General features: G+C 48.2%; 8 protein-coding genes. 5 read left to right on the forward strand and 3 right to left on the reverse strand.

What is annotated here, in order from left to right:
• Positions 1-8 precede the first annotated feature (8 nt).
• From ACYIA1_RS07070 to ACYIA1_RS07090, 5 genes are all read left to right on the forward strand, one after another.
• Positions 9-1,061, forward strand: a complete 1,053-nt coding sequence (locus ACYIA1_RS07070) for an o-succinylbenzoate synthase (RefSeq protein WP_211737834.1) — start codon at positions 9-11, stop codon at positions 1,059-1,061.
• A 3-nt stretch (positions 1,062-1,064) separates the two neighbouring features.
• Positions 1,065-2,063, forward strand: a complete 999-nt coding sequence (locus ACYIA1_RS07075; protein ID WP_005862237.1) for an AMP-binding protein — start codon at positions 1,065-1,067, stop codon at positions 2,061-2,063.
• Between the two features lie 2 nt (positions 2,064-2,065).
• Positions 2,066-4,027 carry a DUF3857 domain-containing transglutaminase family protein gene (locus tag ACYIA1_RS07080; RefSeq protein WP_122369434.1) on the forward strand — a complete coding sequence of 654 codons (1,962 nt, stop codon included), beginning with the start codon at positions 2,066-2,068 and terminating at the stop codon, positions 4,025-4,027.
• A 13-nt stretch (positions 4,028-4,040) separates the two neighbouring features.
• Entirely contained in the window at positions 4,041-5,639 is a 1,599-nt protein-coding gene (locus ACYIA1_RS07085; RefSeq protein ID WP_480334821.1) for a DUF3858 domain-containing protein, read from the forward strand.
• A 146-nt stretch (positions 5,640-5,785) separates the two neighbouring features.
• Positions 5,786-8,299 (forward strand): beta-N-acetylglucosaminidase domain-containing protein, encoded by a 2,514-nt coding sequence (locus tag ACYIA1_RS07090; RefSeq protein ID WP_480334823.1) that lies wholly within the window; start codon positions 5,786-5,788, stop codon positions 8,297-8,299.
• A gap of 75 nt (positions 8,300-8,374) precedes the next feature.
• Here the strand turns inward: ACYIA1_RS07090 and ACYIA1_RS07095 are convergent, their stop codons facing one another.
• From ACYIA1_RS07095 to ACYIA1_RS07105, 3 genes are all read right to left on the reverse strand, one after another.
• Positions 8,375-9,151, reverse strand: coding sequence for a glycosyltransferase family 2 protein (locus ACYIA1_RS07095; protein ID WP_480334825.1), 777 nt, complete (start codon positions 9,149-9,151; stop codon positions 8,375-8,377).
• A gap of 2 nt (positions 9,152-9,153) precedes the next feature.
• Positions 9,154-10,464 carry a UDP-glucose dehydrogenase family protein gene (locus ACYIA1_RS07100; protein WP_480334827.1) on the reverse strand — a complete coding sequence of 437 codons (1,311 nt, stop codon included), beginning with the start codon at positions 10,462-10,464 and terminating at the stop codon, positions 9,154-9,156.
• A gap of 679 nt (positions 10,465-11,143) precedes the next feature.
• A complete protein-coding gene (locus ACYIA1_RS07105) occupies positions 11,144-12,043 on the reverse strand; it encodes an ATP-grasp fold amidoligase family protein (RefSeq protein WP_480334829.1) in 900 nt (299 codons plus the stop codon).
• Between the last annotated feature and the right edge of the window lie 10 nt (positions 12,044-12,053).

The raw sequence follows: 12,053 nt of genomic DNA on the forward strand, positions 1-12,053 counted from the left end.
TGACAGTTATGAGAAGATATTATCAGATAGAGGTGGTTCCCCGGTGCTTGACTTTCAAGCGACCGGCAGGAACCTCACGGGGTGTTTACACGACCCGGAAATTGTGGGAGGTCCGAATCCGCAAGGAAGACGAACCCTCGGTTATTGGTATCGGAGAATGTGCCCCCCTGCCGGATCTCAGTTGCGATTATGGAGTGGATTACGAGATCACGTTATCCAAGGCTTGCCTCGATCTGGAACAGAAGGGGCATGTTGACACCGAATCTTTGCGCCATTACCCATCCATCCTTTTCGGGCTGGAGACGGCCATGCGCCATTATGAACAGGGCGGTTGGCGGCATTATGACACGCCCTTCTCTCAAGGCAAGACGGGTATCCCCATTAACGGACTGATCTGGATGGGCGATTATAAGTACATGCTGAAACAGGTAGAGGAAAAGATGAAGGAGGGCTTTCGCTGCGTCAAGCTGAAGATCGGCGCTATCAATTTCGACCGGGAACTCTCTTTATTGAAACACATCCGTGCGCATTTCTCTGCCAAGGAAATAGAGCTTCGGGTAGACGCCAACGGCGCTTTCCTCCCCTCGGAGGCGATGGACAAACTGAAGCGGCTCGCCGAGATGGACTTGCATTCCATCGAGCAGCCTATCCGTGCCGGGCAGTTGGAAGAGATGGCACGCCTTGCGGCAGAATCACCCCTTCCCATCGCTCTCGACGAGGAACTGATTGGCTGTAACGCCCCGGACGAGAAACAGCGGTTGTTGGAAACGATCCACCCCCAATACATTATATTAAAGCCTTCCCTCCACGGAGGTATCGCCGGATGCACGGAATGGGTTCACTTAGCGGAAACTATCTTAGGGAGTACCCCTGAACAACCTAAATGGTGGGTCACCTCCGCTCTGGAATCGCAAATCGGACTGAACGCTATCGCCCAATGGTGCGCCACGCTAGGTAACCCGCTACCGCAAGGTCTGGGAACCGGCGAGATTTTCAAGGACGATAAACATAAGTTGATCCAACGAAAAGGAGACACCATCTGGTTCACCAACGACCTTTGACCTATGCCGATACAAGAAGATTTACAGGCATTCTTAGCTGAATGGCACGATCCCTCCCCTTTTCTGGAAGTCCAGACCTCTGGCTCCACCGGTACGCCCAAGCGGATGCGAGTACGCAAGGACCGGATGCTGAACAGCGCCCGGCTTACCTGCGATTATCTGGGGCTTAAGAAGGGCGACAAGGCCTTGTTATGTATGCCCCTACGCTATATAGCCGGAAAGATGATGGTGGTCCGCTCCCTATACGCCGGACTGGATCTGGAGGTGTGCGAACCCTCCGGACACCCGTTGGCGGATTGGGGGGATACGCCCCTGCGCTTTGCCGCCATGATTCCTTTGCAGGTTTACAATACGTTGCGAGTACCCGAGGAACGTAAGCGGCTGGAGCAAACGGATATCCTGATTATCGGCGGCGGGGCGATTGACGCGGCCTTGGAACAGGAGATACGGCAGATGCCAAACACGGTTTATTCCACCTACGGAATGACGGAGACGCTGTCCCACATCGCCCTGCGCCGGCTGAACGGGCCGGAAGCCTCGCCCTATTACCATCCCTTCCCCTCAGTGACGTTATCCTTGTCACCGGAGAATACCTTGGTGATAGACGCCCCATTGGTTTGCGACGAGCGGCTGGTGACGAACGATGTCGCCCGCCTGCTGCCGGACGGGAGTTTCGCCATTATCGGAAGGAAAGATAATATTATCAATAGCGGAGGTATCAAGATCCAGATCGAGGAGGTGGAAGAGCGGCTACGGCCCTACCTCGACCGCCCCTATGCCATCACCGCCGCCCCCGACCCTCGGTTGGGAGAGGCGGTCGTGCTACTGCTTGCCTCAAACCTACGAGGTGAGATGCTAACAGAGGTTCTCGCCAGCCTGCCCAAGTACCTCCGTCCGAGGCACATCATAAAGGTAAGCGAGATCCCCCAAACCGGAAGCGGCAAGATCGACCGTGCCGCCTGCCGGGAGCTAGCGAGAAATATCATTACAAAAACACTATAAACATGAAAAGAATTCTAACAATCACCGCGGTCTCCCTATTGGCCTTATCGCCTATGTACGGGCAGGATTCTTGCCGATACCCGCAAGATCCTACCTTGGAGAAATCGCAAGCCTATGCAGGATACGACTGCGTCACCTTGCTGGATAGCACCGCCGTTACGGTACAACCTACCGGCTCGGGGGCTTTCGCCGTATGCAAGGCTTTTAAGGTACAGACTTCCAAAGGAGCCGTCGCCAACCGTATCATCAAATACGATTACGACCCGCTGACGGCGCACGCCGAGTTTCGTTACGCCACGATCTACCGTGCGAACGGCGACGTGATCAATCTCGACGTAACCCAAGCTTGCGACTACGCCGCCCCCGCACGTGCCATCTACTGGGGCGCCCGGCAGATCATGCTGGAAGTGGGCCGCTTGCAACCGGGAGATATCGTGGAGTACGAGATCGCCAAGAAAGGTTTCACCTACGCCTTGCTGACGGCGGGTGACGACGACGAGCGTTTCATCCCTCCTATGCGAGGACAGTTTTACGATATCGTCCCCTTCTGGGCTACCGAGCCTACCGTGCGCAAGGTGTACCGGGTATCCATGCCGATGGAGAAAGAGTTGCAATTCCAGTTCTACCAAGGCGAATGTACCTCTTCGATGCGATACGAGGACGGACGGAAAGTATATACCTTCGCCTCCGACGATATCCTTCCTTTCGCCAAGGAACCGAACATGGTAGACCTATTCGACGCTGCCCCGAAGCTCATGATGTCCAGTACTCCCCGCTGGGAGGATAAATCCCTTTGGTTCAATAAGGTTAACGAGGATTACGGAAGCTTTACTGCGATCCCGGAAGCCCAGAAAAAGGTAGACGAGCTGATCAAAGGCAAGAAAACGGAAATGGAGAAGATAGCCGTGCTGACCCACTGGGTGGCCGATAACATCCGTTACTCCGGAATCTCGATGGGTAAAGGCGAGGGTTTCACGCTTCACAACCTGAAAATGAATTATACCGATCGTTGCGGTGTCTGCAAGGATATCGCCGGTACGTTGATCGCCTTCCTCCGCATGGCCGGCTTCGAGGCTTACCCGGCGATGACAATGGCGGGAAGCCGTGTAGAAAGTATCCCCGCCGACCATTTCAACCATTGCGTGGCGGTGGTAAAACTGGCGAGCGGTACGTATATGCCTCTCGACCCGACTTGGGTTCCTTTCTGCCGGGAATTATGGAGTAGCGCCGAGCAACAGCAGAACTACCTCCCGGGTGTGCCCGAAGGCTCCGACCTCCGCTTAACCCCTGTCTCCGCCCCGGAGAACCACTACGTCCGCATCCACGCCGACAACCGCCTAGACGAGAAAGGCACGCTCCGCGGACAATTCACGATCACCGCCGAGGGACAGTCCGACAGCAATATCCGCCGCATCTTCACCACCGGATGGCAATCCGACTGGCAGAACACGATGGAGAAGCAATTGCTGGCCGTATCCCCCAACGCCAAACTGCTTCGTGTAGATTACGGTAAGGACCCGAAGAACTATCAAGCGGCCCCTATCAAGATCACGTTCTCTTATGAGATCCCCGATTACGCGATTATCGCCGGAGACCAGATGCTTATCAAACCGCTAGTCATGAATAACCTCTACAATCAAGTGAAGAGTTTCTTGCGTATCGATACGAAACCGGAAAACCGTGCGTATGGATTCAAGGATGCTTGCTCCCGTTTGGTAGAACAAGATGAGACCATCCGCCTCCCCAAGGGCTATACCCTCTTGAACGCCCCGAAGAATGACGTCCTGCAAAGCAATGCGGCCGATTTCGAAGGTTCCCTTTCGCAGGAAGGCAATCAGAACATCGTCTTGCGCCAGAAGCTAGCGTTGAAGAAGCGTGTCTACGACGCAGCCGACTGGAAAGGCTTCTGCTCCGCCGTGAACGCTTATAAGAGTTATGGTGACTATTTGATTATCAAGAAATAAAAACAGAAAGACAATGATTAAGATAACCTATAAACTGATTCTTCTCCTAGGCTTGTTAGCGATGACGGTTACTTCATTCGCCGCATCGGAGGCTGAGTACGGGAAGGTATCAAAAGCTTGGACCTTGCATGCCGACGGTAGCCAAGAATATCGATCCTCCATAGAGTTGACGCTCTTCACGCACACTGCGATGAATAGCACGTATGGCGAGAGTTTTATCGTCTACAATCCCGATTTCCAAACACTGAAGATCCACTCATCCTATACGAGGCAGAAAGACGGTACGATCGTAAAGACACCCGATAACGCCTTTGTAGAGGTCCTACCCCGTTTCGCCGCCGACGCTCCGGCCTATAACCAACTCAAGGAAATGGTCGTGGTACACACTGGCCTAGAACTTGGGGCCACGATTTACTTGGATTACTCTATTATCACAAAACCGGGCTACTATCCGGCTCTGGATATCAACGAGCGACTACAAGAGACTTCTCCCGTGAAGGAATGCAAGGTCTCTATCTCCGTACCGGAAAACAGTCCGCTCGCTTGGCAATTATTGGGTAGCGACGCAAAAGCATCCCAAGCCACCCGAAACGGCGCTAAAGAGGTAAGCTGGACTTTACGTAACCTGCCGGCCTCTTCCCGGGAAGCTTTCCTTCCTCAAAACCAAGACGGGATTCCCCGCCTAATCGCTTCAAGCTATAGTTCCAACAAGGAGGCATTATCTACGCTAAATAAGCGTTTTAACACTTCCGGAAACTACGAGAGCAAAACGTTCGGCTCTTATATCACGGAAAAGGCTACTAGCGACGAAGAGAAGGTGAACGCCATCCGGAACCATGTAGTCAACAACATGGGATATTGCGCCATCCCCCTCGCTTGTACGGGTTATTCCATCCGCAATGTCGATACGGCCCTTCGCAGCGCTTACGGTACATTAGCCGAGAAGACCCAGCTTCTGAACGTCTTATTGAACGCCGTCGGCATTCAATCGGAAGTAGTCGCCGTATATCCCGGGAATCTGGATATAGACGCTTGTGGATTAAGCACGATCAAGAATCTTGCCGTAAAAGCGACTGTCGCAGGGAAAGACAAATACCTTTCGGCGGTCAGCCTTGCCCCTTCCGCATTAACAGCCCGGGGTGAGTTAGATCAGGTACTCACGTTGAACGGTACGTCGATCGGCCTACAGGCAGAGCCTACGATCATCAAGGAGAATAAAGCCGTCAGCGTCACCAAGAACGAAGCACAAAACGGATTCGCCATCTGTACCCTTCCGGCTATAACAGGCGGTATCGATAGCTGGGGCATGAGCGCCTTGAACAGCAAGCGTTCCAACTTATTCGAACTCCCCTCCCTAATCAAGGAAGAGGTAACATATACGATTACTCCCGCCGAGGGCATGAAGTTGCAGACCTCCACAAAAGAGCAAGTGATAAGCAAGCCTTTTGGTAAAGTAACCCGCACGATCACGCCGAAAGGAAATACGATCGAGGTGGTACGTATGATCGAGGTGAACAAGCAGCAGTTCACTCCCGCCGAATATAGCGACGTGCGTAGCTTGATCCATGAATGGACAAATCCGGATAACCGGGTATTGCTATTCTCCCTATAAGATCTAAATACGGAGGGCACGGAACACACGAATATCCACGGATATAAGGAAATATCATTTCTATCCATGGAAATCTGTGTATTCCGTGTGCTCTGTGTCTAATTATTTCATACATTTACGAACGTTAACATTAAATCATATCGTATATGAAGACACTAAAGTATTTACTCGCCACCATGCTCCTTCTAGGCGTTTGTAACCTAACGCATAGCCAAAAGCTATCCCTAGGAATCTTCCCTGAGCCCCAAGAGGTGACTATTTCCAGCCAAACATACGCACCGCCCCATGGATATACCCTACGGGGTATAAATAATCCCGACGCAGATGCGGTCAAACTACTTAAAGAAGCGCTACCTTTCGCTAAATCCGGCAAATCTCTCCCTTTAGAGATCAAGAAACTAAAAGACAAAACTCCGGAAATGCAACGCTCGGGTGCCTATACGCTGACGATCACTAAAAAAGGTATCACGATCGGGATCGTAGACGATAATTCCTTGTTTTACGCCGCCCAAACCCTCAAGCAATTAGCTAAATATGACGAGGGTAAAAAGATCCTGCCTCTCTGCTCGATCAAAGACTATCCGGACGTATTATTCCGGGGTACCGTGGAAGGATTCTACGGACAGCCTTGGAGCCACGCCGACCGTATCGAGCAAATCCGCTTTTACGGAAGGATCAAGCTGAACACCTATATTTATGGTCCGAAAGATGATCCTTATCACAGCTCCCCCAACTGGCGCAAACCTTATCCCGCCGAGGAAGCCGAGCATATCAAGGAACTAGCGAAAGAGGCCGCCCATAACAAAGTAAACTTCGTTTGGGCCATCCACCCGGGACAAGACATTCAATGGAACCTAACAGACAGCATGAACATCCTTTCCAAATTCGAGAAAATGTACGATTTGGGCGTACGCTCTTTCGCCGTTTTCTTCGATGATATATCCGGAGAGGGAGCCCGCCCGGAAAAGCAAGCCGGCTTATTGAATTACATCCATAAGGAATTTATCAGCAAAAAAAATGACGTGCAACCCCTGATCATGTGCCCTACCGAATACAACCGTTCATGGGCTAAGACCGACTATCTGGATATCCTCGGTACCCAACTCGATCCCGCCATCCAAATCATGTGGACCGGAGACCGTGTTGTAGCCGATATCACGAAAGAAGGCGTCGAATGGGTAAACAACCGTATCCGTCGTCCCGCCTATATCTGGTGGAACTTCCCCGTAAGCGATTATTGCCAAGATCATTTGTTGATGGGAGCCGCCTACGGCCTAGATACGCAAGCCGCCGGCACCATGACCGGATTCGTATCCAATCCTATGGAATATGCCGAGGCTTCCAAGGTCGCTATATTCGGCGTTGGAATGTACACTTGGAATATCAAGAATTACGATCCTACACAGGCATGGAAAGACGCTTGCGACTTTATTATGCCGGAGGCCTCCATGGCTTTCCGCATTTTCTGCGAGCATAACTGCGATCCGGGTCCGAACGGACATCAATACCGCCGGGAAGAGTCTGCTAACTATGTGGCTCCTATCCAGACATTCCTTACCGGATATAAGAAAAACACGTTCCCGGAGCAAAGCGCAAATCTTCTGGGAACCTTATTCGCTCAAATCACGGCTTCCCCAAGCATGATCTACAGCCAAAGTCCCAATAAACGCTTGATCGAACAAATCAATCCATGGCTTATCCAATTCGAGTTCTTAGGAAAAGCCGGTACAAGTGCTCTGCATATGGCGCACGCTTGGTATGAGAAAGACCGGTCTTATACATGGCAACGCTATCTGGAAACATCTGCCTTGCTAGATAGCATGAAACTGATAAACCGCACGCTGAACCAGAAGGCACAGCCTAAAGGCGTGAAAGTCGGATCGAAAGTCTTACACCCTTTCATCGTAGACTTATATCGTCAGACAGGTCGTAACCTGCTATCTACGGACGGTATCGCCCCGGACGAGGTGAAGGTTAGCATCCCTTCCATATTCACGAATATCGACCAATTGAAGAGCCAGCCTTGTGCCGAGGGTGATAATACGGTCGGTTACGTCCCCCTATTCGAGGTAGTCAAGGTACAGCCTAATCAATATCTGGGTATCGGCTGGGAAATCCAGAAAGAAGCGGAATCCTTCTGTTTCAATCTTCCGAAAAGCAACCAACCCGGACGGGTATTCGAGTGGTCTGCTGACGGAAAGAGCTGGAGCCTAATCCCCCATGTCTCCACGGAAAACGCTAAGGATACAATCCGCACCATCGATCCGAAAGCCCGTTATATCCGTATGCGAAATAACTCGGATCAGCAAATGGAGCTATACGTACTAGGATTCACGGCGACAACCCAACAAGACCCGCAAATCAATGAGGCTCTTATGATGTACGATATGAACCTAGATACGTATAAGAACTTGAATCCGGGAGAAATAATTCACATAAAATGCGATGATATCAACGCCGTATCTTTCTTCCTCTCCGGAAGTAACGAGAATTTGGTATCTATCACCGGCCTCTCTCAAGATGGTGAGAAAAACATCGTCTATCAAGGGAACGTAGGCTACATCAAATTAAATAAAACCATGTTCGAGGATTTCTCTTCTTTAGAAATCACCACAATAGGAAAAGAACCTATACATATCCACCAGATCGTTAGGGAATAAGAAATAAAAAAATCCCGATTTCCTTCTCTCATAGGGAGAAGGAGACCGGGACTTTTTATTTATTCGTACAACAGACTATCTATTAACTAATCTCAAGAACAATTTCTTAGAAAAATAAGAAGGTAAAAACAGAATGAAGAAATATAGATACGAGATAATCCGGGAGTATCCGAGAACCGTTCTATAAACACTTATATTATACTTTATGAGAGACCATTTATTCCGAGAGATAGAACTTGAGTGAATTCGGTAAATCGCCAATGGCTCTTTCAAGCCGTAAGCGACCTCACAACGCCTAAGTATGGTAAGCCATAACCCCCAATCTTGCCGTTTACGTAATTCCGGCATAAAGACCTTTCCCACCTTCTCCGTATCATAGACAGCGGTCAAGCAGCCAATCCCATCATCACACCGCATAGAGAAATAGGTCTCCTTTCTTTTTCCGATAACAATACTGGAAATCTTGCCACTCTCGTCGCAAGTCATATACGAGGTATAAGATAAGGCGCAATCCTTCTCTCGCATAAAAGCCAACTGTTTCTCCAGCTTCTCCGGACACCATCGATCATCACTATCGCAAAAAGCGATAAATCGTCCTTTGGCCTCCGAGATAGAGCGATTCCGGCAAGCACCCGCCCCACGATTCTTTTCTAACCGGAACAACTTAATACGGGAATCCTTCCGGACATACCGCTCTATAACCTCAATAGAGCGATCCGTAGAACAATCGTCGGTAATCAGCAATTCCCAATAAGGGTACGTCTGCGAAAGAATCGACTCGATGGTTTCCGCTATAAATAACGCTGAGTTATAAGAAGGGATAATGATGGAAACCAAACCTAAATTATCCATAACTATTTTCCGATACATTCATAGGTAAAGCCTAGCTCGCCCAATTCCTTCGCGTCATAGATATTGCGACCATCCAGCAGCAAAGGTTGCCTCATCACTTTCTTGATCACGGCCCAACTTGGCAAGCGAAACTGTTTCCACTCGGTCAACAACAACAATGCGTCCGCATCGATTACCGCCTCATACATATCCTTCGCGTAAACAACCCGATCAGCAACTCTACGTTTGCACTCGCCTATCGCCACAGGATCAAACACCTTGACCATGGCACCCGCTTTCCGTAAAAGATCAATCATCACCAAAGAGGTAGCCTCACGCATATCATCCGTCTCCGGCTTGAAAGACAAGCCCCAGAGAGCGATCGTTCTCCCCTCCAAAGAGTCAAAATGTTTTCTAAGCTTCGTATAAAGGATCGTCTTCTGACGTTCATTCACCTCTTCCACGGCCTTTAGCACTCCCATCGGATAACCATTCTTTTCCGCCGTCTTGATAAGAGCCTTCACGTCTTTAGGGAAACAACTGCCTCCATAACCACAGCCCGGATACAAGAATTTATTACCGATCCGGCTATCCGAACCGATCCCCTTCCGGACCATATTCACGTCGGCGCCAACCAACTCGCAAAGATTCGCTATATCATTCATGAACGAGATACGAGTAGCCAACATGGAATTAGCCGCGTACTTAATCATCTCCGCCGAGGGGATATCCGTAAAGATCACCCGGAAATTATTCAAGAGAAACGGACGATAAAGTTTACGCATCATCTCCTTCGCCCTCTCCGACTCCACACCGACCACTACCCGATCCGGACTCATGAAATCCTTGATGGCCGCACCCTCCTTCAAGAACTCCGGATTCGAGGCCACATCAAAGGGAATATCCATCCCACGCTTACTCAACTCCTCTTGAATCGCGGCTTTTACCTTCCGTGCCGTACCCACGGGAACCGTACTCTTGGTTACCAATACCGTATATTTCTTAATATATTGGCCAAACGTACGAGCGACCTCCAACACATAACGCAGGTCGGCGCTACCATCCTCGTCCGGTGGCGTACCCACGGCGCTAAAAACAATATCCACGTTATCCAGACAAGAGGTCAGATCTGTCGTAAAATGCAGCCTGCCTTCCTTGGAATTACGCAATACCATCTCTTCCAACCCCGGCTCATAAATCGGGATATTCCCCTCCAACAAGCCATTTATTTTCTCCCGGTTGACATCCACGCAAGTGACATCAACCCCCATCTCGGCAAAACAAGTCCCGGACACCAGGCCTACGTAGCCGGTACCGACAATTGCGATATTCATAAGTTATAAGATTATATATTTCAGGAAATCTATAGAGAAGTCAAGTTTTGGTATACGTATATTACGCATATCAAGCCAAATGATATGCGGTATTCAATTGTTAGATTCATAGTTCTATACCATCTAATTCCACATTCTTGAAAAAAGGAGTACCTTTACGTTTCATCCATTCAGTAAAGATATACAACTTAGTGCTAAAATATTCGCCAAATTGCCATCCTAGATCTATTAAAGGGTAAGCATAGGTATCAAAATCTGCGGAGGTTATCTTTTCCTTGTCCAACAATATTAGAATATCCCAATCCGATTCATCATAAACATCACCACGGGCTTGCTAACCAAACAAAAAAAACCTTTGTTCCAGCTGGCATCACTTGCTTTATCAAAGCCCTAAGAGAATATAATATATCGTCCTTTCGCATTTTCATTAAAGAATCGTACTTAGGATAAAGAAACTTATTTTTGATAAGGCTGCAAATATTCTCTTCGATTTTCATTCATGGTTTCCCTCAGGACTTTGGCATGAGCTACGACAAAAACATTATCCGCAACCACAAGAAGCTCTTCTTTACGCACGGACAAAAACAGCCAATACTTTCATTTTATGCTGATAAAATCATCTTTCTAAAGAATAGAACTTATATATCTTTTCCATATACACACTTTCACTTTTACTGTTTCAAGAAATATTATGTGGAAGATCAATCAAATCACCAGCTATATCAAGGAAGTCTTCCGTAAAATAATTCATCATTCCACCCAAAGAAGTGAATGTCAATTCTCCAAAATAAATCTTACCTCCTATATTGTAAAGATCCACTCGCACACAAGGAAATGGACGTGCTAATGCTTCCGCAATACAGATCATATCCTGATAATTCAGAGGCTTTGGCATAGTCTTACCACGTCTATAATGTTTAGTAAATACTGAATATTCCGGATGTGCCTGCCAATCTCGGTCATACAATAAAACCTCTGCCCCATGTGTGTCACGATTACAACAAACCCATGTATAATACATCTTACCATTAAAGCACCACATTTTATAATCAATCACAGATTTTGAATATCTTTCAGAAAGAGGATCATTTTTCAATAATTGCTCTGCTATAATACAAGGTTTGATCCGGGAGTAGTGTTTCCCTGCTTCTATCTCTCCATAAGGCCGAGCCATTTCCTCATTAAAATATTGTATAATCTTCTTTTTATCAATAAACTTCTTATCCCACACGATCTTGATCTCTCCAGACCCATGGTTTGTTTTCAACACAAATGCTTGTGGAAGTTTTTCGAAATCAATTAAGGACGCATTTTTCCAAACACCATATAACTCAACCAAACAATCTTTGAGACCACAATTTGTAATATATTCCCGTACACGATACTTGTCTGTCAAGTCTGACCAACACGAGGTATCAGTCATAAATGATAAAAATAAAATTTTCTCGTTTAATGTTCTTGGATTCTTCCAATTAATCAACTTATGAAATCTAAGATAATAACGGAAAGAAATCCATTGATTCGGATATTTCCTCCCTAAATAACCACCCAATAAGCGTAAAAAAACTTTCATATTCATCGAATAATAT

This window comes from Parabacteroides sp. KHUB-02, from assembly GCF_056640955.1.

Bases quoted from the DNA above. Each gene is read 5' to 3' on its own strand.
- ACYIA1_RS07070 (WP_211737834.1), top strand. From the start codon at position 9: ATGAGAAGATATTATCAGATAGAGGTGGTTCCCCGGTGCTTGACTTTC.
- ACYIA1_RS07075 (WP_005862237.1), top strand. From the start codon at position 1,065: ATGCCGATACAAGAAGATTTACAGGCATTCTTAGCTGAATGGCACGAT.
- ACYIA1_RS07080 (WP_122369434.1), top strand. From the start codon at position 2,066: ATGAAAAGAATTCTAACAATCACCGCGGTCTCCCTATTGGCCTTATCG.
- ACYIA1_RS07085 (WP_480334821.1), top strand. From the start codon at position 4,041: ATGATTAAGATAACCTATAAACTGATTCTTCTCCTAGGCTTGTTAGCG.
- ACYIA1_RS07090 (WP_480334823.1), top strand. From the start codon at position 5,786: ATGAAGACACTAAAGTATTTACTCGCCACCATGCTCCTTCTAGGCGTT.
- ACYIA1_RS07095 (WP_480334825.1), bottom strand. From the start codon at position 9,151: ATGGATAATTTAGGTTTGGTTTCCATCATTATCCCTTCTTATAACTCA.
- ACYIA1_RS07100 (WP_480334827.1), bottom strand. From the start codon at position 10,464: ATGAATATCGCAATTGTCGGTACCGGCTACGTAGGCCTGGTGTCCGGG.
- ACYIA1_RS07105 (WP_480334829.1), bottom strand. From the start codon at position 12,043: ATGAATATGAAAGTTTTTTTACGCTTATTGGGTGGTTATTTAGGGAGG.